Genomic DNA, 22,734 nt, shown 5'->3' with positions numbered 1-22,734 from the left:
GTCTCGCTCCTTCACTCGTCGGAACCGGTGGCGCCGTGCCGCAGCACGAGCGCCGAGTTGGACCCCATCAGTCCGCGGCTGAGCACCAGCGCGGTGCGCAGCTCGGCCGGCCGGGCACGGCCGGCGACGAGGTCCAGGTCGTGGCAGACGTCGAAGACGTTCGGGGTGGGCGGCACCAGACCGTGCTCCATGGCGAGCACGGCCGCCGCCGCGTCCAGCACCGCCGAGCCGCAGTAGGCCCGTCCGGTGCCCGTCTTGGGCGCGGTCACCGGCACCCGGCGGGCGTGCGGGCCGAGGGCGTCGGCCAGCGCCAGCGCCTCCGCCCGGTCCGCCTCGGGGGTGCCGAGCGCGTCGGCGAAGACCACGTCCACGTCTCCGGGGCGGCAGCCCGCCTGCGCGAGCGCGCCCTCGATGGCGTGCGCGAGCCCCTCGCGGGACTTCTCCCACTGGGAGGCCCCGGTGAACGTGGCCGCGTGCCCGGCGACCGTCGCCCGCAGGTCCGCGCCGCGCGCCCGGGCGGTGCCCGCCTCCTCCAGGAGCAGCACCGCACCGCCCTCGGCGGGCACGAAACCACAGGCGGACGGCGTGAACGGCCGGTAGGCGCGGTCGGGTTCGCTCTCCCGGCTCAGCTCGGCGTACCCGAGCTGGCAGGCCATCGAGTACGGGGCGAGCGGCGCCTCGGCCGCCCCGACCACCAGCGTGTCGGTGCCCCGGCGCACCTCCCGGTCGCCGTGCGCCAGCGCGTCCAGACCGCCCGCCTCGTCGCTCGCGACGACCCCGCAGGGGCCCTTGAAGCCGCCGCGGATGGAGATCTGGCCGGTGCTGGCCGCGTAGAACCAGGCGATCGACTGGTACGGGCCCACGTGCTTGGGCCCGTTGGCCCACAGCTTCTGCAGCTCCCGCTGGCCGAACTCGCCGCCGCCGGAGCCGGCCGCGGTGACCACACCCACGGAGAACGGGTCGGTGAGATCGCCGCGGCCCAGCCGGGCGTCGGCCAGGGCCATCTGGGCTGCCGCCATCGCGAAGTGGCTGAACCGGTCGGTCTGCACCAGGAAGGTGTCCTCGACCATGGCCTGCGGGTCGAAGCCGCGGACCTCGCCGGCCACCCGCATCGGGAAATGCCCGCAGCCCTCCCGGGTGATGGGACCGAGCGCGGTGACGCCCTCGGCCGTCGCCTTCCAGTAGGCCTCGACACCGACGCCCGTGGGCGCGACGACGCCGATGCCGGTGACGACGGCGCGCCGCTTCTCGCCTGCTGTCATGGTGTCCTCCCGGTCGGTCGGGTCAGTACGACCGCGGACTGGAAACCGCCGAAGCCGCTGCCGACGGACAGCACCCCGCGCAGCCGCCGCTCGCGGGCCTCGCGCGGCACGTAGTCCAGGTCGCACTCGGGGTCCGGGGTGGTGTAGTTCGCGGTGGGCGGCACCACCTGATGGGCCATGGCCAGCACGCAGGCGGCGACCTCGATCGAGCCGATCGCGCCCAGGGAGTGGCCCACCATCGACTTGATGGAGCTCATCGGGGTGGCGTACGCGTGCGCGCCCAGGGAGCGCTTGACCGCGGCGGTCTCGTGCCGGTCGTTCTGCTTGGTGCCCGAGCCGTGCGCGTTGACGTAGTCGATGTCCTCCGGGGCCAGCCGGGCCTGGGCCATCGCGGTGTCGATGGCCCGCGACATCTCCAGGCCCTCCTTGGTCAGGCCCGTCATGTGGTAGGCGTTGCCGTAGGTGGCGTATCCGGAGATCTCGCAGTACACCTCCGCCCCGCGCGCCCTGGCCGACTCCAGCTCCTCCAGGACCAGCACCGCGCAGCCCTCGCCCATCACGAAGCCGTCGCGGTCGGCGTCGAAGGGACGGGAGGCGTGCGCCGGGTCCTCGTTGTTCGGGGAGGTGGCCTTGATGGCGTCGAAGCAGGCCATCGTGATGGGGGAGATGGGCGAGTCGGAGGCGCCTGCCAGGCAGGCGTCCATCCTGCCCTCGGCTATCGCCTGGACCGCGTAGCCCACCGCGTCCAGGCCGGAGGTGCAGCCCGTCGACACGGTCTGCACCGGGCCCCGCGCCCCGAACACCTCGGCCACCGCGGAGGCCAGCGTGCTGGGCGCGAAGGCACGGTGCAGATGCGGTTCGGCCCGCTGGTGGTCGACCTCCCAGCGGGCACCCTTCTCGCTGACCAGCACGTAGTCGTGCTCCAGCCGGGTGGTGCCGCCCACCGCGGTGCCCAGGCTCACGCCGAAGCGCCACGGATCGTCCGGCGGCCCGTCCAGGCCCGCGTCCCGCACCGCCTCCGCGCCCGCCGCCAGCGCGAACTGCACGTAGCGGTCGTTGCGTTCGACGGTGCGCGGGTCCAGACCGTGCGCGGCCGGGTCGAAGTCGCACTCGGCGGCGATCCGGGACCGCAGGCCGCTCGGGTCGAAGAAGGTGATGCCCCGAGTGGCCGTGCGCCCGGCCGACAGCAGGTCCCAGAAGGCCGGGACCCCGATCCCGCCGGGGGCGACGACGCCTATGCCGGTGACCGCGACCCGGCGGCTCATGAGGCCGCCCCCACGGGCCGCTCGTGCTCCCCGGCACCTTCGGCTCCCGAGGCCGGGGTCTCCTCGGTGTCCACGTGGCCCAGCTCGGGGCTCGGCGCCAGCGGGCCCAGGTGGAACACCAGACGTGCCTCGGACCGGCCCACGTTGCGGAACCGGTGGCGCATGTACGCCGGGATCATCAGGCCCTGGTCCGGGCGCAGCGGGTGCGGCTCGCCGTCCAGGTCCACCTCCAGCTCCCCGGCGACGACGTACACGAACTCCTCGGAGTACGGGTGGTAGTGCTCGCCGATCCTGTCGCCCGGCGCGACGGTGGCCAGCCCCATGAAACCGCTGGTCGCGCCTACCGCGGTGGGGGTGAGCATGGCACGCAGGTCACCTCCCCGACGGGTGTTGTGCGGGGTCTCGCTCAGGTCGACGATACGGACGTGCTGTTGGCTCATGTGGTGCTCCGTGGTCTCGCGAAAGGGATCGGTGCGGGTCCGTACGCCCTGGTCAGCGGGGCTCGGAGGTGCGGTCGGTCAGGGGCCGCATCCGGGCGCGGGCGAGCAGCCCGGCCAGGGCGCGGTCGTCGCCGAGGTCCCGCGGCGCGTCGAGCGCGGCGGTGTCCAGCAGCCGCAGCACCTCCGCACGGACCGAGGGCTCGGCCAGCCCGAGCACGGCAGCCGGCTCGGCGTCCGGGTCGCCGGCCACGTCCACGACGCGGACGACGATGTCGTCGCGCTGGTAGAGGGCGACGCCGAGCACCGGGCTGCGCGGGTCCTCGGCGGCCCGCTGGTCCTGCTCCGCCAGCACCTCGGCGAGCCGCATGCCGCAGCCCGGCCGGGCCGGCAGGAACAGGCCCTCGCGGTGCGCCGAGTCGGCCTCGGGGCCGGCGGCGACGTGGTGGACGGCCGGCAGCGCGGCACGGGTGAAGAAGATCCGTGCCGACTGGGGATCGCTCATGTCGCGTTCCTGCTCCAGATACGGATTGATGGCCTCCTCCACCGCCCGCACCTCCGGCTGGCGCGACACGTGGCGCAGGGCCGCCATCAGGTCGCCCTCGACCTCCACCGCCCGCACGATCCGGTTGCCGTGCATGAACAGGGAGGTGCGGCGCAGCCGGGTCTTCTCGTCCACCTGCGGGCTCGGGGAGGCGTACTCCGACAGGTGCCGGGCCACCTCCGGCTCGCTGCCCGGCTTCACTGTGAAGGTGAGCGCGTGCCGCACCACGCCGTCGCCGACCCGCGGGGCGGCCTGCAGCGTCTCCACGCGGATGCCGGAGCCGTCGTGCGTGGTCTCGCGCAGCACGCTGTAGCGCATCGAGCGGGTGTCCCGCACGCAGCTGTGCAGCGGCTTCACCGTCTCGATGTGTTCCTCGCTGTTGACCCAGGCCAGGAACGGCGGGGCGCTCTCCCACTCGCTGGTGATCAGCCACTGGGAGGGGTTCTCGATGGACTGGCAGAGCTGGTCGCTGAGGTGCCCCTCGACCGACGCGACCGCGTCGCACATGCGCTCGTAGGCGTCGAGGAACTCCTGCTGGGCGCCGTCGTGGATGTCGAGCATCAGCACGACCCGCAGCCGGGAGCCGTCGAAGGCCGACGTGCTGACCCGGTTCGGAGCCGTGGAGACGGCGGGGGAGGCTGTCATCGGAGGAACACCCTTTCTTCGGGGGCAGCGGTGGTGCCACGCCCCGCGGCCGTGCCCGACCGGTCGGCGGCCGCACGGCAGGGGCGGTTGTGAGGGCTGTGTGCCGATCGTGTTCCGCCTGCCGCCCGCGCGCGATTCCGGACGATCAACCGAGTGAATCCCCCACGAGCAGCGCCCCGCCGGGGCATGGATGCAGAGCCGGGCGCGGGGATCGTCGCGGCCGAGCCGGGCGCGGGGATCCCCGCGGGTCGTGTCGTCACGTACGGCGGCCGCGCACCCGCGCGGCCGCCCGACAGGAAAGGCAGACATGCGCAAAGGCGCTGACACCGAAGTGCCGGTCCTTGTGGTCGGTGGCTCCCTGGTCGGGTTGTCGGCCTCGGTCTTCCTGGGCCGGCTGGGGGTGCCGCACCTCCTCGTCGAGAAGCACAAGCACACCTCCACCCACCCCAAGGGCCGCGGCAACAACGTCCGCACGATGGAACTGTTCCGGACCGCCCGTGTGGAGCCGGCGATCCGCGAGGCGGCCTCCGTCCTCGCGGGCAACCACGGCATCCTCCAGGCGCCCACGCTCGTCGGCGAGGCCGGCGAATGGCTGTTCCGGGAGATCGACCCCGGCGGCGGCCTGGCCCGGTTCAGCCCCAGCGGCTGGTGCCTGTGCAGCCAGAACGACCTGGAGCCGGTCCTGCTGGAGCACGCCCGCGCGCTGCCCGGCGCCGACCTCAGGTTCGCCACCGAGCTGATGTCCTACGAGCAGGACGCGGACGGGGTGACCGCGCTGGTCAAGAGCCGGGACACCGGCGAGCACACCACCGTCCGCGCCGAGTACCTGATCGCCGCCGACGGCCCCCGCAGCCCGATCCGGGACTCCCTCGGCATCACCCAGTCGGGCCCGGGCGACCTCTTCCACAACGTGAGCGTCACCTTCCGCTCCCAGAAGCTCGCCGAGATCGTCGGCGACCGCCGCTTCATCGTCTGCTACCTGACCTCCCCCGAGGCCGACGGGGCGCTGCTGCCCGTCGACAACCGCACCCAGTGGGTCTTCCACGCGCCCTGGCACCCCGAGCGCGGCGAGACCCTGGAGTCCTTCACCGACGAGCGCTGCGCCGCGCACATCCGCCGCGCCATCGGCGACCCGGACCTCGATGTGCAGGTCACCGGCCGTGCTCCCTGGCACGCCGCCCAGCGGGTCGCCCGCGCCTACGCCTCCGGCCGGGTCTTCCTGGCCGGGGACTCCGCCCACGAGATGTCGCCCACCGGCGCCTTCGGCTCCAACACCGGCATCCAGGACGCGCACAACCTGGCCTGGAAACTCGCCGCCGTCCTCAACGGCTGGGCCGGTCCCGGGCTGCTGGACAGCTACGACGCCGAACGCCGCCCCGTCGCCGAGGCCACCGCCGCCCGCGCCGCCGACCGCTCCGGCGAGCACAGCCACCCCGGCTACGACGCGCCGCCCCCGGCGGCCGGCGGCGGCCGCCCCGGCGGCATCCTCAACGTCGTCCTCGGCCACCGCTACCCGCGCGGCGCCGTCCTCGGAGCGGCGCCCGACGGTCCCGCCGTCCCCGAGGGACTGCGGCTGAACGGCGAACCGGGCAGCCGCGCCCCGCACCTGTGGCTGCGCCGCGGGGCCGAGCGGCTGTCCACGCTCGACCTGTACGAGCGCACACCGGTGCTGCTGTGCGACGCCACCACGCCCGTCTGGCACGAGGCCGCGCGGAAGGTCGCCGCCGTCCTGTCGATCCCGCTGCGCGCCTACCGCCTGGGCACCGCACCCGGAGCCGACCTGGAGCCCGAGGACGACTGGGCCGAGGCCCACGGAGTCACTCCCCAGGGCGCCGTCCTGGTCCGCCCCGACGGCTTCGTGGCCTGGCGCTCCCCGTCCCTGCCCGCGGACCACGAGGAGCCCGGGGACCTGCTCCACCGGACCCTGTCGCTCCTGCTCGACCTGGCCTGAGCCGGGGGAGTGGGACGCCGCCCCGTTACACGCGCGGGGCGGCCGGGGCCGCGAGCCGGCCGCCGAGCAGCCGGTCGTCGATCTCGTCGAGGGCGAGCCGCAGGGCGCCCAGTGCCACGCTCTCGTCGCCCAGCGTCGAGGCGCGCAGCTCCGGCAGGCGCAGGCAGTGCTTGGTCAGTTCCTGCCGCAGCATCGGCAGCACGACGTCCGCCGACCGGGAGAAGCCCCCGCCGTAGACGACGACCTGCGGATCGAGGGTGAGGGTGAGCGCGGCCACGCCGACGGCGAGGTCGCGCGCGTAGCGCCGCACGGCAGTCCGCGCGGCCCGGTCGCCCTCGCGGGCCGCGCGGAACACCCAGGCGGCGGCCTCGCCCTGCGCGGCCGTCGCGGGCACCCCGGGGCAGCCGGCGAGGTGGCCCGGCGCGTCCAGCCAGCGCACGGCCTTCAGCGCGCCGATCTCGCCCGCGGCCCCGCCGTGCCCACGGCGCAGCGTCCCGTCGATGATCAGCCCGGCGCCGGTGCGGATGCCGGCCAGGACGTACACGATGTCGTCCGCGTCCTGTGCCACACCCTTCCAGCGCTCGGCGACCGCGGCCAGCTTGCAGTCGTTCTCGACCTGGACGGGGCAGCCGAAGCGTTCGGTGAGATGGGCCACCGGATCGACCGCGTTCCAGCCCGGCAGAGGGGTGAACAGGGACGTGCGGCCGCTCGCGTCGACGGGCCCGGTCACGCCGACGGTGACCGCCCAGATGTCGGCCGCCGTCATCCCCGCCTCGCGCAGCACCTCGTCGACGCACCGGTCGACCGTGGCCAGGCGGTCGTCGGGACCGGCCTCCGGATCGGCCGGCCGGCGCAGGCTCTGGACGAGGTTGCCCTCCAGGTCGCTGAGCATGACCAGGATCTTGTGCACCCCGACGTCGATGCCGAGCACGTGCCCGGCGCCGGCCCGGAAGCGGTACCGCCGGGCGGGCCGCCCGACGGTACTGCTGGCCCCCGGCTCCTCGACCTCGGCCCAGCCCTCCGCCACCAACTGCTGCACCAGCACGTCCACGGCGGGCCGGGACAGCCCCGTCCGGCCGGCGAGTTCGGTGACCGTCGAGGGCGGGTTGCCGCGCAGCGCCCACACGATGGTCAACTGGTTCATCTCGCGCATCCGGGCCGGATCGGTGCCGGTCGTCGCCATGTGCTGCTCCCTGCAGTGGGCCGCGGTACTCACCGCTGGATAATGCTAGGCAGTTTACTAACTCCGCCGGACGGCCGGAGGAGACCTCCGGCCGATGTCAGGCGACGGGATACCGCTGCTCCTCGTCCGGGTGCACCACCGGGGTGAAGTCCACCTCCCGCCCGTCGAGCAGGAAGTGGTAGCGGCCCGTCCTGCGGACCTCGGGGCGGGCCCGCAAGTACCGTGTCATGGCCTGCAGTTCCTCGGGACGCAGCCAGCACGGGGGATCGGACACGGCCCGGAACCCGCAGATGTCCGCGAGGTCGCGCAGCAGTCCCTGCTGCCGCTCGGTGAGGAGGTTCAGCCGGCTGCGGAAGTACACGACGTCCGGGTCGACCTCCAGCAGCGGGGACTGCCACAGCCGGTGCACGGTGTTGACGACGGCGTTGCGCGCCAGCGCGTCCGAGGGGTCCCGGGTGGCGTAGTGCTCCCACAGCGGCGCCACGTCGGGACCGCTGCGCAGCCCGTCGGCCAGCCCGAGCGAGGGCAGCAGCGGCGCCCCGCTGGCCAGGAGGTACGTGTCGGGGCCCGCCTCCTCCCGGATGATCCGCAGCCCGGTGCGGTAGACCTCCTCGCGGCCCGCGGGGTGCGCGTGCCGGCCGGGCGTGGTGCCGGCCTGGAGGAAGTCCAGCTTGAGGTAGGTGTACCCCCACTCCCCGACGAGCCGGCGGACGAGGCCCCGCAGGTGCTCCTGGGCCGCGGGCAGGGTCAGGTCGAGGACCCAGTAGGGGCTGCCCCAGTTGTGGCCGGCCACCGCGGGCCGGCCGTCCTCCTCGCGCAGCAGCAGTTCGGGGTGTTCGCGGGCGGTGCGGGAGTCGGGGAGCACGATGAAGGGCGCGATCCACAGCCCGGGACGCAGTCCCGCGCCCCGGATGCGTTCCGCGAGGTCACGCATCCCGGAGGGGAACTTGTCGTTGGCCTCCCAGTCGCCCACCCTCGTCTCCCAGCCGTCGTCGACCTGGACGACGTCGAAGGGGAGGCCGCGCAGGGCGTCGATGTCCTTGGTGAGCTGTTCCTCGGTGATGTTCTCGTAGTAGGCGTACCAGCTGCACCACACGTTGCCCGCGCGCCGGGTGCCGCGCCCCAGACGGTCGCCGAGGTGGCGGGCGTAGGCGGCGAAGACCTCCTCCTCGGTGCCGTAGGCCAGGAACCAGGGTGCCGCGGCGTCCTCGTACCAGCCCGCGAGGGTGTCGCGGTCGGCGGTGAGCCGGGGCACGTCCAGGCCGAGGGCGCCCAGCAGCAGCACCTGCCCGTCGGCGCCCTGGAGGGCCGCGACGGCGGAGGAGTGGTGCCGGGAGGGGTCGTCCCACGTGGTGTCGTCGGCCGTCAGCCGCCGCTGGGCGCTCTCGATGCGCAGCGGTGCCTCGGAGAGCCGGCGCCAGCCGCAGGGGCTCCAGGAATTGTGTCCGTGCCGGTAGAAGAGGGCGTCGCCGAGCCCGTGCAGGACGGCGGCGCGTCCGGGAGGCAGCAGCAGGCCGCCGTCTACGGCCTGCGGCGGGGCGTCGTCCTCCAGTTCGACGGCGAAGGTGCGCGCGCCGAGGGTGAGGAGCTGGGCCATGGATCTCCTTGCGTGAACCGGTGGGGAAGTGCGGTGCCGGGTGGACCGGACGGCTACTTGAAGAGGGCGTTGACCTTGTCGTTGGCGTCCTTGAGCGCCTTCTGCGGCGTGGCCTGTCCGAGGACGACGGACTGGACGGCGTCCTGCACCAGCGGGTTGATCTCGGTGCCGTGCTCGGTGACGGGCAGCGGGAAGGTCTCCTTGGCGGCCGTGACGTCGGTGAACACGCCGACGTCATGCCCCTTGGCCTCGTGCGCGGCCAGTGCCTTCCGGGTCGCGCTCTTCAGCGCGGGGAAGACCACGGCGTGCGCGGCCACCCGGTTCTGGCAGTCGGCGGAGCCCAGGTACTTGACCCATTTCCAGGACTGCTCCTGGTGCTTGGTGCCGGCCCAGACGGAGTCGGCCAGCCCGTTGATGGCGCTCTTGCGTCCCGCGGGCCCGACCGGCAGCGGCGCGAAGGCCAGCTTCTCCTTGACCTTGGGGTCGGTGAAGGTGGAGATGGTCCACGAGCCGGTGACCATGATCGCGCCCTTGCCCGCGGAGAGCAGCTCGGAGTTGGCGACCGTGGACTGCTTGTCGAAGCGGGGCGCGTACCCCTTGTCGATGAGGTGCTTGAACCAGGCGATGGTCTCGGCGAGCTTCGGGTCGTCGTACTTGTAGTGGGTGCCCCAGGGGTTCTTGTCGAGGTAGCGGAACCCGTTGGCGGCGGCCAGGTCGCCCCAGCCGTTCTGCCCCTGCGAGCCGTCGGCCCACTCGGGCAGGAACCCGTAGACCTTGATGTGCTTCCTGTCGAAGTCCGGGTCGAGTCCGTTGCGGCCCTTGGTGTCGAGGGTGGACCTGGCTATCGCCCGCTCCAGCGTGCCGCCGTCCGAGGGGTTCCACGTCAGCTTGTCCAGTTCGGCCTTCTTCAGGCCCTGCTTCTCGAGCATCGTGGTGTTGTAGACGAGCGCCATGGTGTCCCAGTCCTTGGGCAGCCCGTAGCGCTTGCCGTCCTTCGCCCACACGTCGGCGAGGCCGTCCTGGTAGGCGGACAGGTCCACCTTGTCCCGCTCGATCAGCGGCTGGAGGTCCAGCAGTTGGTTGCTGGTGGCGAACTGCGGATAGTACGAGCTCTGGTTGGTCCACACGTCCGGGGCGTCGCCGGAGGTGAGCTGGGTGGTGAGGTTCTGCCAGTACTGGGCCCACGCCGTCTGGGTGATCTTGACGGTGATGTCCGGGTTGGCCTTGTGGAACGCGTCCGCGCACTCCTGGTAGGCGGGGAGCTGCTTGTCGTCCCAGAGCCAGTAGTCGAGCGTGGTGCCGCCGGAGCCCTCGTCGGAGCTGCCGCAGGAGACGAAGGTCGAGGTGGCGGCCAGGCACAGCAGTGCCGCGGCGGCGCGCCGGTGAAGGATTCTCATGTCGGGGTGCCTCTCTCAGGAGCGTGCGGTGACGAAGGAGCGTGCGGTGACGAACGGGCGTGCGGTGACGAAGGGGCGGGAGGAACGGCTCACTTGATGCCGGTGAAGTTCAGGGACTCGACCAGACGGCGGCCGAGAAGGATCAGGATCACGAGGACGGGGAGCACGGAGAGGGTGGAGCCGGCCATCAGACCGGTCCAGTCCGGCTGGGTGTTGGGCGACTGCTGCTGGAAGATGCCGAGCGCGACGGTCAGCACGCGGGTCTCCTCCTCACGGCCGGTCAGCAGCGGCCACAGGTAGTCCTTCCAGGCCCACACCGCGGTCGTCAGCCCGATGGTGAGCAGGGGACCCCGGCTCATCGGCATCACCACCCGCCAGAACACGCCCCAGGCCCCGACCCCGTCGAGGACGGCGGCCTCCTCCACCTCGCGCGGGATGGACAGGAAGAACTGGCGCAGGAAGAACACCGCGAACGGCGTCATGAGCACACTCGGGGCGACCATCCCGGCGAAGGTGTTCAGCCAGCCGAGGTTCTTCACGAGCACGAAGTTGGGCAGCACGGTGAAGATCGGCGGCACCATCAGCGCGGCGATCAGCACACCGAAGACCGCGTCCCTGCCGGGGAAGCGCAGCCGGGCGAAGGCGTACCCGGCCATCGCGCAGAACAGCGTCTGGAGGAAGGCGATCAGACCGCTGTAGACGACCGAGTTCAGCAGGTAGCGCAGGAAGTCGACCTGTGCCCCGGACCCGCCGGCCGCCCTGGCCTCCTCCTGGCTGGTCAGCCCGAGCACCCGCCAGAAGTTGATCATCGTGGGGTGCTGGGGGAGCGGGCCGGTGGAGTCGGAGTAGAGATCGGCCGCGGGGGTCAGTGCGGTGCGGACCATCCAGTAGAACGGGAAGAGCGTCGCCACGAGCGCGACGGTCATCAGCGCCCAGGCCAGGATCCGGCCCGGCGTCGGCCGGGTGCGGGTGCGGGTGCCGGTGCCGGTGCCGGTGCGCGTGCGCGTGGAAGTCATGGTCGCTCCTCAGGCCAGGTCCGAGCGGGACGCGCGCAGCAGCCGCATCTGCACGGCGGTCAGCACACCGAGGAGCAGCGCGAGGATCACGGCGACGGCGGAGGCGTACCCCATGTGGAAGTACGTGAAGGCCTGTTCGTAGATGTAGAAGTAGATGACCCGGGTGGCGCCGACCGGGCCGCCCTTGGTGGTCACGGCGATCGTGTCGAAGATCTGGAACGAGCCGATCAGGGAGACCACCAGGACCAGTGCCAGGACCGGGCGCAGCAGCGGCAGGGTGATGCGGGTGAACATGCGCCACTCGCCCGCGCCGTCCAGGGAGGCGCTCTCGTAGAGATGTCGGGGGATCTGGAGCATGCCCGCGTAGAGCAGCAGCGCCGTGTAGCCGGTGTACGCCCAGGCGTTGATGCCGGCGACGGTGGGCATCGCCCAGGTCGGTGAGGTGAGGAAGCCGGTGGGGCCCACGCCGAAGGCGCCCAGGAGGTGGTTGACGAGGCCGAGGTTGGCGTCGAGCATCCACATCCACAGCAGGCCCACGGTGACGTTGGGCACCAGCCAGGGCACGAGCAGCATCGCGCGCAGCGCCACCGAGCGGGTCAGCCGGTGCATCAGGGTCGCGAGCCCCAGGGCGAGGATCATCTGCGAGCCGATGTTCAGCACGACGTAGTACCCGGTGACCTTGAGCGCGTTCCAGAACTGGTCGTCGCCGATCAGCTGCCGGTAGTTCTCGGTGCCGGTGAAGTGCGGGTCGTTGAGCAGGCTGTAGTCGGTGAGCGAGTAGTACACGCCCCGTGCGGTCGGGTACGCGTAGAACAGCGCGAATCCCGCCAGTGCCGGAGCGAGGAACAGCCAGGCCGCCCTCCTGTCGTCCCGGGCCCTGCGGGGCCGCCCCGGGCTCGCGCCCTTGCCCGTGCGGCTGCCGCCGCGCTGCCGGGGCGACGCGATGGCCGTGCTGGCGCCCATGGTCAGGCCTCCGAAGAAGATCTGCGCCGCACCTCTTGCCAGTGGAGCGCTGTGCCCACATATTGATGAGCAACAGCGAAACTTTGTCAATGGTGGCGCATAACTGAGCGAAAATCAGTCACACCCGCCGGACCCCGCGCCGGCCCCGTACCGGACTCCGCCCCGTACCCGGACCGACGGCCGGGGCACACCGGCCACCCCCCACCTCGCGACCGAACCCCCGGAGGTCGACCATGCGTACGTTCAGGCCCGGACGCCGCGGAGAGCCGTGGGCCGCTCTCTGCGCCGCGGCCCTCGCCCTCGCCCTCGCCCTCGCCCTGGCCCTCACCGCGCTGCCCGGCCCCCGCGCCCACGCGGCCCCCGGCGCCGGCGCCCACGCCACCCCCGGCGCCGCCGCCTCCACGGGCGGAGTCCCCGACCGCCCGGCTCCGGGCCCGGACCCCGACCCCACGCTCCCGGTCCACGCGCTGGCCGCCGCCGACGCGCCGCTGGACAACCCGCTCAAGGGGTTCGCCCGCTTCTACCAGCCGGGGAGCGACCAGAACACGGGCTTCCCGCACTCGCTGACCTGGTCCTACTTCGGCCTGTCCGAGGTGATGAAGGACGCCTCCGACTGCGGCCGCCTCGACTGGAGCGCCCTGGACGCGTCACTGGACGCCATCGCGGCGGCCGGCAACCAGGCCGCGGTCCGGTTCTACCTCGAGTATCCGGGGGACGCCGGAGCCCATCCGTCCAACGCGATCCCCGCCTGCTTCGCCGGGCACGTGGACAACCGCGACAACGCCTACTGGCACACCACCAGCCCCGACTACGACAGCCCCTACCTGCGGGACGCGCTCAAGGACTTCATCGCCGCCTTCGGCGCCCGCTACGACGGCGATCCGCGCCTGGGCTTCGTGCACATGGGGCTGATCGGACTGTGGGGCGAATGGCACACCTGGCCCTACGACACCGACACCTCCGGCGACACGTATCCCGACTACATGCCCACCGACGCCCACGCCGCCGAGATCGTCGACGCCTACGACAGGGCCTTCACCCGTACGAAGATCGAGCTGCGCTATCCCGACTCCGCGGGCGGCGCCGCCGACGACCGGCCCTCCGTCGGCTACCACGACGACTCCTTCTGCTACCGGGAGGGCTCACCCGCACAGGGCGTCACCCTGCCCGAGTCGATGGGCGGCGCCCCGTGGGCGCAGTTGCAGAAAGCCGTCGAGCACGGGGTGGAGAACCGCTGGACCACCGCGTCGATGGGCGGTGAGGTACGTCCCGAGATCCAGCCCACCGCCTTCGCGCACTGGCCCGGCGGTTCCGGCGACGTGGACGACATGAAGGCGTGCGTCGAACTGGAGCACACCACCTGGAAGATGAACGAGGACAGCGCCGACTACCCGGCCACCGACCCCGGCGCGGCGGCCGCGGTCCGGCTGATGGGCTACGACCTCGGCGTCACCCAGGCCTACTTCCACGACACCGCGCAGGGCACCACCAAGGTCGGCGTGCGGATCGCCAACACCGGTGTCGCACCCTTCTACTACCCGTGGAAGGTCCGCCTCGGCCTGAAGAACGCCTCCGGCGACCTCGTCGAGGACTGGGACACCTCCTGGGACCTGCGCACGGTCATGCCCACCCGGATCAGGGCCTACCCCGACTGGAAAGTGGGCTCCGACCCCACCTACCTCGACTTCGGCAGCCCGCGGTACTTCGACACCTCCGTCGACCTCGGCGGCGTCGCCCGGGGCGGCTACCGGCTCGTGATGAAGGCGGACAACCCCCTGGAGAAGGTGAGCCCCCGCGCCAAGAAGCTGCGCTTCGCCAACGCCGGGCAGAACGGCGACGGCTGGCTCGACCTCGGGGCGATGACGGTCGGCCCCGGCGGGAGCGCCGGTCCGGCGAGTCACGAGGCCGAGGCCCCCGGCAACACCCTGACCGGCGGGGCCGTCGTGACCGGCTGCGGCGGCTGCTCCGGCGGGGCCAAGGTGGGATACGTCGGCAAGGGCGCCACCCTCACCTTCCGCCACGTCGACGGCGGCAGCGGCGGCACCCGTACCGTCACCGTGCACTACGCCACCCGCGAGTCCCGTACCGCCACCGTCCGGGTGGGCGGGGGCACACCCCGTACCCTCACCTTCGCCCCGACCGCCGACTGGGACACCACCGCGACCCTCGCGGTGCGACTGGATCTGCGCGCGGGTGAGGACAACACCGTCACCCTCGCCGGCCCCGACGGCTGGGCGCCCGACATCGACCGGATCACCGTGAGCTGACCGGTCACCCGCACCCGACCACGAGGACCCTCACGTACCTCGCACCACCCACCAGAAAGGCGCAATTGTCATGACCGACGCCCCCCGCGAACTCCGCCTCGGTGTCCTCGGATTCGGACTTCGAGGCTCGCTCGCCCGCCTCGCGCACCGGCCGGGCAACGGCTCGGAGGTCGTCGCGCTCGCCGACCCCGACGGCACCGTCCGCGAGGAGGCGGCGACCGCGTTCCCCGGGGCGCGCCTGACCGAGGACCACCGGGACGTGCTGCACGCCCCCGACGTCGACGCCGTCCTCGTCCTCACCCCCGACCACACCCACGCCGACCTCGCCGGCGAGGCGCTCAGGGCGGGCAAGCCGGTCTTCGTGGAGAAGCCCCTCGACATCACCGTCGAGCGCTGCGACGCCCTGCTGCGCACGGCCTACGAGACCGGCACCCGCCTGTACGTCGGCCACAACATGCGGCACATGCCGGTGATCCGGCTGATGCGCGACGTCATCGCGCGCGGCGAGATCGGCGAGGTCAAGACCATATGGGTGCGGCACTTCGTGGGGTACGGCGGCGACTGGTACTTCAAGGACTGGCACGCGGAACGGCGCCACACCACCGGGCTGCTGCTGCAGAAGGCCGCCCACGACATCGACGTGCTGCACTGGCTCGCGGGCGGCTACGCGCGACGCGTCCAGGCCCTCGGCGACCTGATGGTCTACGGGGACAACCCGCACCGCAGGGCCCCCGGCGAGCCCAAGCACGCCGACTGGCACACCGTCGACGGGCACTGGCCGCCGCACACCCAGCGCGGGCTCAACCCGGTCATCGACGTGGAGGACGTGTCGCTGCTCAACATGCGTCTGGACAACGGGGTACTGGCCGCCTACCAGCAGTGCCACTTCACCCCCGACTACTGGCGCAACTACACCGTCATCGGCGACGCGGGCCGGCTGGAGAACTTCGGCGACGAGGAGGGCGCGGTGGTCAGGGTGTGGAACTCCCGCCGCTCCACCTACCGGGCCGAGGCGGACGCCGAGTACGCCGTGCCGCTCGCCGAGGAGGGCGCCGACGGGACCGAGGAGGAACACGGCGGCGCCGACCCGCTGCTGATCGAGGAGTTCCTCAGGTTCGTGCGCGAGGGCGGCGCCACCGACACCTCGCCGGTGGCCGCCCGGATGGCCGTCGCCGCCGGGGTGCGGGCCACCGAGTCCCTGCGGGACGGCGGCACACCCCGCGAGGTCCCGGACCTGGACCCGGAACTGATCGCGTACTTCGAACGCGGCCAGACGCGCTGACGGAACGCGACCGAGCGAACCGGGAAGGGCGGCGGGGAGGGCGGGCGGCGGGTCACCCGCCCCCGCCGCTCCTCAGGCGGCCGGGGCCTCGCGTTCCGGTGCCTTCGGCGCCTCGTGACGCAGATCCGTTCCCCGGCGGGCGAGCACCAGGACACCCCCGACGATCAGCCCCACACCCAGGAGCTGCGGCAGCAGCCACCAGCCCGTGCGGACGTGCTCCTGGTACAGCACCACCCCCAGCAGCAGGCTCACCGTCGCGTCGCCGAGGGTGAGCGCCGGCTGGGAGGCGACCAGGGGGCCGCCCTGCATCGCGTGCTCCAGCAGCAGCACCGCGCACACCCCGGTGGCCGCGAACGCGTACGTCTGCCACTCGGTGAGGAAGGCGAGGAGCCCGTCGGAGGCCAGGACCGCCACCGCGGACTTCATCAGACCGGCGGTCAGCGCGTAGCAGACCGCGGTGGCCGCGCCCAGGCAGCCGGCCCTCGCCTTGCCGTTCGGCCGCCTGAACCCGACCGCGACCAGCAGCAGCGCGAGCCCCGCGCAGGCCACCAGGGCCGGGATCCACCGGTCGGGGGACACGTGCTCCCGCTGCCCCGAGGGCGCGGCGGCGGCGAGGGCCACCCCCAGCCCGGCGACCACCGCCGCCACGGCCAGCCACAGGGCACCCGGCAGCCGGGTGCGCGCCGCGAGCGAGGCGAGCAGCAGGGCCAGCGGCAGTTCCAGCACGAACAGCGGCTGGACGAGGGAGAGCGGCCCGGTGGCCAGCGCCGCCGCCTGCCCCACCCCCGCCACCACCACCGCGAGCATCCCGGCGACCCACACCGGCCGGTGCAGCAGGTCGACGACCAGCCCGAGGCGGAACCCCCGCGACTGCGGCACGCTCAGCGCGGCCCGCCGCTGCAGCACGGTGGCCAGCGCGTTGCTGAACGCCGCGCACAGCGCGAAGACCACCGACAGCACGAGTCCCAGTCCCACACCCATCCACCGATCCTCGCGCGCCCGCGCCACGACCGCGCGCCGTCGTTGGCCCACGGGGCGGACACGCCCTGCCGGCGACCGCTCAGGACACCGGTGCCTTCGGCCGGGCGGACTGCGCCGCCGGCGCCGTCACGCGGTCGCCCGGATGGCGCAGGGCGCACAGATGAGCCAGGCCGAGGCAGATGGCCATGCCGTAGAACACCCACTGGTTGGCCTGGGCGAAGTCCATCCGCACGGCGGCCATCGCGTCCCGCGCGGCCGAGGCCGCCTGCCCGCTGCCCTGCGGGACCCGCTCGTCCCCGTTGCCCGTGACGGCCTCGGCGACCTGCCGGGCCACCCCGTCCGCCCTGCCCGCCGGCACCCCGCGCGAGCGCAGCGTGCCGGCCACGTTCTCGGCCGTGACCCGGGTGAGGAGTGCGCCGAACACGGCCAGCCCCACGCTGGCCGCGTAGTTGCGCACGGTCTGGGTGACACCGGTGACCTCGCCGTACGAGGCACCGATCGCCCGGTTCACGGCGTCCGTCGAGGCCGGGGCGAGCAGGAGCCCGATCCCGGCGCCCGCCATCGCGGCGTACGGCCACTGGTCGTGCATCGACAGGTCCGTCAGCCGGTTGGCCCACAGCGCGAAGCCCACGGCACCCAGCGCCGTCCCGAGTCTGAGCGCCGGCCGGGCACCCCGCTTGTCCAGGATGTGCCCGCCCCACTGGGAGGCGAGCGCGAAGCCCGCGAAGAAGTACAGCAGGAACAGCGCCGCCTGGGTGGGGGAGGCGCTCAGGCACACCTGCGCGTACACCGAGGCGAAGAAGAAGAGCGGGACGAACGCGAGCATCGCGAAGAACAGCACCAGCGCGTCCGCCCGGAACGCCGGGTCCCGGAACACCCGCAGCCTGATCAGCGGATGGCGCACCCCGCGCTCGTACCGCCAGAACAGCACCAGCAGCGCCGCGCCGCCCGCGATGCACCCCCAGGTCGCCGCGCTGCCCCAGCCCCAGGTCGCGGCCTGCTGGAAGCCGAGCACGCTCAGACCCATCCCGGCCACGATCAGCAGGGCCCCGCGCACGTCGAGGGACTCGGCACGGGGACGGTCCTCCAGCCGGGCCAGGAACGTCAGCACCAGCGCCACGACCGCCACCGGCACGTTGACCCAGAAGATGGCACGCCAGGTCCACGAGGTGAGCCAGCCGCCCAGCACCGGCCCGAGCACGGTCAGCGCCCCGGACAGCCCGAAGAACAGCGCCAGCGCCCGGCCCCGGCGGTCCACCGGGAACACCGCGACCACCACCGCCAGCGCCGCCGGGAACAGCAGGGCCGCGCCCACCCCCTGGGTCACCCGGAAGGCGATCAGCCAGCTCTGCGCGACGCCCCCCGTGGGAACGCACCCGCACAGCACCGACGACACCACGAACAGCAGGGTGCCGACGACGAGCACGCGCCGCGCCCCGAGCAGGTCCGCGAGCCGGCCGCCGATCGCGAAGAACGCGGCGAGCGCCAGCAGGTAGGCGTTCACCACCCACTGCATCCCGGAGGCGGACAGGCCCAGCTCCCGGTCGATCTCGGGGGCCGCGACGGCGACGATGGTCTGGTCGATGAACGTCATCGCGACGGCGAACAGCATCGCCGCCAGCGCGAGGGTCCGACGATCGGTCCGGCGGGTCGTGGGGGCACCGGTACCCCGGAAGGCGTAGGTACGGTTCACCGGTCCAGGATGCGTCCGTACGGGTGGCCCCGCATCCGCACCCGGCAGGCACCGAGCGGCCGATGCGGGGTAGACGGGAGGGGCCGGTGCGAGGCGGCGGAGCGCGCCCGAACCGCCGGTGCAGCGCCCGGCCCCGAAAGGGGACGGCGAGGACCGCGGAGGTGCACGCTGATGGAGGAACGCGGCCGGGACGGACACAGGATGCTGACGGAACTCCTCGCCGCCAGCCACCTGATGCCCGTCGAACTGCTGCCCGCCAAGACCGCAGAGTGCGCGGCGGCCGCCGGTTTCGACGAGATCCTGATCTACCTCGCCGACCTGCAGCACAACGTCCTGCGCCTCCTCCCGGGCGAAGGGCCCCCGCCCCCGGGGGTGCCGGACACGCTGCCGGTCGGGGGGACCGTCGCCGGGCGGGCCTTCCAGTACCTCGACCTCCTGCCCGCAGCACCGGCCGCCGAGGGCACGCCGGCGTGGTGGGTCCCGCTGCTCGACGGCACCGAACGCATCGGCGTGCTGCACCTCGCCTCCGCGCGCGAGGACACGGAGGCCCGGGCCGACATGGAGGCCCTGGCCGGGCTCGTCTCGCTCGTCGTCGTCAGCAAACGGGACACCAGCGACACCCTGGCCGGACTGGTGCGTACCGGGCCGATGAGCGTGGCCGCGGAGATGCAGTGGACCCTGATGGCCCCGCGCACCTACGCCGACGGCCGGGTGGCCGTCTCCGCCGCCATGGAGCCCGCCTACGACATCAGCGGCGACGCCTTCGAGTACGCCGTCGACGGGCCGCTGGTCCACCTCACGGTCCTCGACGCGATGGGCCACGACACCGCCGCCGGACTGTGCGCCACCCTCGCCCTGGGCGCCTGCCGCAACGCCCGCCGCCAGGGGGCCGGCCTCGTCGCGACGGGGGAGGCCGTCGAGGCGGCGCTCGTCGAGCAGTACGACCGGCAGCGCTACGTCACCGGGATCCTGGCCGTCCTCGACACCCGCACCGGCGTCCTGGAGTGGGTCAACCGCGGCCACCACCCGCCGATCGTGATCCGCGAGAACCGCTGGGTCACCCCGCTGCCCTGCGCTCCCGCCCATCCCATGGGCACCGACCTGGGCCTGCCGAGCACCGTGTGCCGCGAGCAGTTGCAGCCCGGCGACCGGCTCGTCCTGCACACCGACGGCATCACCGAAGCCCGCCGCCGCGGCGGACCCGAGTTCGGCCTCGAGCGCTTCGTCGACTTCCTCCTGCGCCACCACGCCGACGGCCTGCCCGTCCCCGAGACCCTGCGCCGGCTCGTCAACGCCGTCCTCGACCACCACGAGGGCCACCTCCAGGACGACGCCACCGTCCTGCTCTGCGAGTGGCTCGGCCCCCACCTCGAGCCCGTGGCACGGGCGGCGGCGGCCGTGGGGGTCTCGGCCCCCGGCCCGCGCGGGGGCGAAGGGCGGCCGACGCCGGCGTGACCCCCGGTGCTGCCGCGCTCAGTCGAACAGGATGTGCCGCAGGGCCCGGGTGAGGTGGGCGACGAGCCGCTCGGGCGGCATGGAGGCGAGGGGTTCGGTGCGCGCGATGTACCGGCCGACGGTGATCCCGATCAGCTGCGCGCCCACCAGCGCCACCCGTTCGTCGAGGTCGTCCCGCGCCTCGCCGGGCCCCGGGGAGGCGTCCGCCGTCAGCACCGCGCGGTAGGCGTCGACGCTGCGTTCCTGCATCGCCGAGAGCAGCTCGGCGGCGGTTCCCTGGTCCGAGGCGGCACTGCGCACCAGGGCGACGAGGGGGTCGTTGACCGCGTCGGTCTCCATCCGCTGCACGAAGGCGCGGGCGATCCGGTCCGGCAGTGTGTCCGGAGGCCCCGGAGTGACCTGTTCGAGGTCGCGGTTGCCCGGCACCGCCGCGAGGAACAACCGCTCCTTGGAGGCGAAGTGGCGGGTGATCAGCCCATGGGTGACGCCGGCCCGGCGGGCGATCTCCCGCAAGGTGGTGCGGGCGTACCCGCGTTCGGCGAAGGTCTCCCGGGCCGCCCGCAGGATGTCCGCCCGATGCCCCTCAGGATCCCTGCGCCGCCTGCGCGGGGCGTCCGTGGCCTCCGCGGCTCCCTCGCGTTCACTCACACCGACTCCCGCATGCGTTCACCCTAGGGTCTGTCTGACAATTCGCGCCTGCCGCGCGTGGTCTGGCACGCACGCTCGCGGCGTTGCCGGAGCGCCCACGTGACTCCGCCACGTGGGCGCTCCGGCGCCTTGCGATCGCACGCACCGGACCACGCGCGGCCCGCCCTTCGGCCGGACGACGGGAATTGTCAGACAGGCCCTAGTGACCTGAGTCGGAGATTCGTCGTTGGTTGAGTATGAGTCGTCCGGGTCCGAAGATTCCACCGTTGTCCGTCACTGATGCCCAGCGGGCTGTGCTGGAGGGCTGGCTGCGTCGTCGTTCGACGGCCCAGGCTCTGGCTCAGCGGTCGCGGATCGTGCTGGAGTGCGCCGAGGGGCACTCGATCATGGAGGTGTCGCGCCGGCTGCGGATCACTCCGGACACGGTCCGCACCTGGCGGCGGCGTTTCCTCGAACGGGGCCTGGACGGCTTGTGCGACGACCCGAGGCCCGGCGTCCCGAGGAAGATCACGGACGCGGACGTCGAACGGGTCATCGTCAAGACACTCGAGGAGACGCCGAAGAACGCGACTCACTGGTCGACGAGATCGATGGCCGCGGCTACGGGCATGTCGCAGTCGACCATCTCGCGGATCTGGCGGGCTTTCGCTCTCGCGCCGCACCGGTCGCAGACGTTCAAGCTCTCCACTGATCCGTTGTTCATCGACAAGGTCCGCGACGTCGTCGGCCTCTACCTCGACCCGCCGGAGAAGGCCCTGGTGCTCTGCGTGGACGAGAAGTCGCAGATCCAGGCCCTGGACCGGTCCCAGCCGGTTCTGCCGATGGTGCCAGGCGTTCCCGAACGCCGCAGCCACGACTACGTCCGCGCGGGCACCACCACCCTCTTCGCCGCACTTGAGGTCGCCACCGGCAAGGTCATCGGCTCCCTGCACCGCCGCCACCGGGCATCGGAGTTCAAGAAATTCCTGACCAAGCTCGACAAGGAAGTCCCTGCCGGTCTCCAGGTCCACTTGATTCTCGACAACTACGCGACCCACAAGACACCCGACATCAAGCGGTGGCTGCTGACCCATCCGCGGTTCCACCTGCACTTCACGCCGACCAGCGCGTCCTGGCTGAACCTGGTCGAGCGGTGGTTCGCCGAACTCACGCAGAAGAAGCTCAAGCGCGGCGTCCACCGCTCGGTTCAGGCCCTTGAACGCGACATCCGAGGCTGGCTCGCCGACTGGAACGAGCACCCAAGACCGTTCGTCTGGACGAAGACCGCCGACGAGATCCTCGACAAAGTCGCCGCATACTGCCGACGAATCTCCGACTCAGGTCACTAGTGCTCCTTCCGCCGCCTGCCCGCCGGTCCCTCGGGCGGTGCGCCCACCGCACACTGTACGCTTAATATCCAGTTGGATATTAACTGCCCCGCAAGGCGCACGACCGAAGGGACACCCCTGCCATGACCACCACAGTCGTCGTCGGCGGAAGCGGCGGCCTGGGCGGTGTGCTCGCCCGCCGCTTCGCCGACCGGGGTGACGACGTCGTCGTCACCAGCACGGACCGCGCCCGCGCCGAGAGCGTCGCCGCCGACCTCGGGCCCGGCGCCCGTGGGCTCGCACTCGACCTCGCCCGGCCCGAGACCATCGAGGCCGCACTGGCCGGCGTCCAGGAGGTGGACCACCTCGTCGTCACCGCCGTCGGACAGGCCGCCAACACCCTGCGGCGCTTCGACGTCACCAACGCCGTGGCCGCGGTGACGATGAAGCTGGTCGGCTACGCCGAAACCGTCCGGGTACTGCGCGAACGGTTCACCCCGGGCGCCTCGGTCGTCCTGTTCGGGGGCCTGGCCAAGGAACGGCCCTACCCCGGCTCCACGGTCGTCTCCACCTTCAACGCGGGCATCACCGGCCTGGTCAGGACCCTCGCCGTCGAGATCGCCCCGCACCGCGTCAACGCCCTGCACCCCGGCCTCATCGGCGACAGCCCCCGCTGGAAGGACGTGCCGAACCCGCCGCACTCGGACCGGACGCCGATCGGGCGCCTCGTCACGATGGCCGAGATCGCCGACGCCACGGAGTTCCTGCTGCACAACGGCGGCATCAACGCGCACGACCTGCACATGGACGGCGGCCTGCTGGTGACGTGAGCCCCGCTCCG

General features: G+C 72.7%; 18 protein-coding genes. 6 read left to right on the top strand and 12 right to left on the bottom strand.

Translation table 11 applies throughout. The annotated features are described in order from the left end of the window. Positions 1-11: 11 nt before the first annotated feature. The 4 genes from OHB09_RS02410 to OHB09_RS02395 are packed head-to-tail and all read right to left on the bottom strand — an operon-like array spanning position 12 to position 4,153. The gene (locus OHB09_RS02410; RefSeq protein WP_093590517.1) at positions 12-1,262 is read right to left on the bottom strand and encodes a beta-ketoacyl synthase N-terminal-like domain-containing protein; all 1,251 of its coding nucleotides are present in this window, start codon (positions 1,260-1,262) and stop codon (positions 12-14) included. Next, positions 1,259-2,527 carry a beta-ketoacyl-[acyl-carrier-protein] synthase family protein gene (locus OHB09_RS02405; protein WP_006140449.1) on the bottom strand — a complete coding sequence of 423 codons (1,269 nt, stop codon included), beginning with the start codon at positions 2,525-2,527 and terminating at the stop codon, positions 1,259-1,261. The genes OHB09_RS02410 and OHB09_RS02405 overlap by 4 nt, the downstream gene beginning before the upstream one ends. Beyond that, on the bottom strand, positions 2,524-2,967 hold the full coding sequence (locus OHB09_RS02400) for a cupin domain-containing protein (protein ID WP_006140450.1): 444 nt from the start codon (positions 2,965-2,967) through the stop codon (positions 2,524-2,526). Before OHB09_RS02400 ends, OHB09_RS02405 begins: the two co-directional genes overlap by 4 nt. A 52-nt stretch (positions 2,968-3,019) precedes the next feature. Further along, positions 3,020-4,153, bottom strand: coding sequence for a SchA/CurD-like domain-containing protein (locus OHB09_RS02395; protein ID WP_006140451.1), 1,134 nt, complete (start codon positions 4,151-4,153; stop codon positions 3,020-3,022). A gap of 307 nt (positions 4,154-4,460) precedes the next feature. Here OHB09_RS02395 and OHB09_RS02390 point away from each other — a divergent pair, with 307 nt between their 5' ends. Continuing rightward, positions 4,461-6,104: an FAD-dependent oxidoreductase gene (locus OHB09_RS02390; protein ID WP_328921538.1), complete on the top strand. Its 1,644-nt coding sequence runs from the start codon at positions 4,461-4,463 to the stop codon at positions 6,102-6,104. Positions 6,105-6,129: 25 nt separating this feature from the next. On the opposite strand, the gene OHB09_RS02385 is transcribed toward OHB09_RS02390, so the two are convergent. From OHB09_RS02385 to OHB09_RS02365, 5 genes are all read right to left on the bottom strand, one after another. Next, positions 6,130-7,287, bottom strand: coding sequence for an ROK family transcriptional regulator (locus OHB09_RS02385; RefSeq protein WP_006140453.1), 1,158 nt, complete (start codon positions 7,285-7,287; stop codon positions 6,130-6,132). Between the two features lie 97 nt (positions 7,288-7,384). Further along, the gene (locus tag OHB09_RS02380; RefSeq protein WP_328921537.1) at positions 7,385-8,884 is read right to left on the bottom strand and encodes a glycoside hydrolase family 36 protein; all 1,500 of its coding nucleotides are present in this window, start codon (positions 8,882-8,884) and stop codon (positions 7,385-7,387) included. 53 nt (positions 8,885-8,937) lie between these two features. After that, positions 8,938-10,281 (bottom strand): ABC transporter substrate-binding protein, encoded by a 1,344-nt coding sequence (locus tag OHB09_RS02375; protein WP_006140455.1) that lies wholly within the window; start codon positions 10,279-10,281, stop codon positions 8,938-8,940. Positions 10,282-10,370: 89 nt separating this feature from the next. Next, positions 10,371-11,297 carry a carbohydrate ABC transporter permease gene (locus OHB09_RS02370; protein ID WP_191890292.1) on the bottom strand — a complete coding sequence of 309 codons (927 nt, stop codon included), beginning with the start codon at positions 11,295-11,297 and terminating at the stop codon, positions 10,371-10,373. Positions 11,298-11,306: 9 nt separating this feature from the next. After that, positions 11,307-12,260 (bottom strand): carbohydrate ABC transporter permease, encoded by a 954-nt coding sequence (locus OHB09_RS02365; RefSeq protein WP_006140457.1) that lies wholly within the window; start codon positions 12,258-12,260, stop codon positions 11,307-11,309. Positions 12,261-12,493: 233 nt separating this feature from the next. Here OHB09_RS02365 and OHB09_RS02360 point away from each other — a divergent pair, with 233 nt between their 5' ends. Both OHB09_RS02360 and OHB09_RS02355 read left to right on the top strand, forming a co-directional pair. Further along, positions 12,494-14,527: a carbohydrate-binding protein gene (locus OHB09_RS02360; RefSeq protein ID WP_328921536.1), complete on the top strand. Its 2,034-nt coding sequence runs from the start codon at positions 12,494-12,496 to the stop codon at positions 14,525-14,527. A gap of 70 nt (positions 14,528-14,597) precedes the next feature. Further along, on the top strand, positions 14,598-15,809 hold the full coding sequence (locus tag OHB09_RS02355; protein ID WP_328730057.1) for a Gfo/Idh/MocA family protein: 1,212 nt from the start codon (positions 14,598-14,600) through the stop codon (positions 15,807-15,809). A 72-nt stretch (positions 15,810-15,881) separates the two neighbouring features. Here OHB09_RS02355 and OHB09_RS02350 read toward each other — a convergent pair whose 3' ends face one another. Beyond that, complete coding sequence (locus OHB09_RS02350) at positions 15,882-16,790, bottom strand: DMT family transporter (RefSeq protein ID WP_267972853.1); 909 nt, start codon at positions 16,788-16,790, stop codon at positions 15,882-15,884. 79 nt (positions 16,791-16,869) lie between these two features. Beyond that, entirely contained in the window at positions 16,870-18,402 is a 1,533-nt protein-coding gene (locus OHB09_RS02345; protein WP_234528229.1) for an MFS transporter, read from the bottom strand. A 252-nt stretch (positions 18,403-18,654) separates the two neighbouring features. On the opposite strand from OHB09_RS02345, the gene OHB09_RS02340 reads away from it, so the two are divergent. Beyond that, positions 18,655-19,938: a PP2C family protein-serine/threonine phosphatase gene (locus OHB09_RS02340; RefSeq protein ID WP_006140462.1), complete on the top strand. Its 1,284-nt coding sequence runs from the start codon at positions 18,655-18,657 to the stop codon at positions 19,936-19,938. 18 nt (positions 19,939-19,956) lie between these two features. On the opposite strand, the gene OHB09_RS02335 is transcribed toward OHB09_RS02340, so the two are convergent. Beyond that, positions 19,957-20,586, bottom strand: a complete 630-nt coding sequence (locus OHB09_RS02335; protein ID WP_093590541.1) for a TetR/AcrR family transcriptional regulator — start codon at positions 20,584-20,586, stop codon at positions 19,957-19,959. Between the two features lie 236 nt (positions 20,587-20,822). On the opposite strand from OHB09_RS02335, the gene OHB09_RS02330 reads away from it, so the two are divergent. Further along, positions 20,823-21,914, top strand: coding sequence for an IS630 family transposase (locus OHB09_RS02330; protein WP_191892432.1), 1,092 nt, complete (start codon positions 20,823-20,825; stop codon positions 21,912-21,914). Between the two features lie 122 nt (positions 21,915-22,036). Next, on the top strand, positions 22,037-22,723 hold the full coding sequence (locus OHB09_RS02325; RefSeq protein ID WP_006140464.1) for an SDR family oxidoreductase: 687 nt from the start codon (positions 22,037-22,039) through the stop codon (positions 22,721-22,723). The last annotated feature ends 11 nt before the right edge of the window (positions 22,724-22,734 follow it).

This window comes from Streptomyces griseoaurantiacus, assembly GCF_036189845.1.
GTDB classification, from domain to species: domain Bacteria; phylum Actinomycetota; class Actinomycetes; order Streptomycetales; family Streptomycetaceae; genus Streptomyces; species Streptomyces griseoaurantiacus.
This window is presented reverse-complemented; position numbering and strand designations above follow the sequence as displayed.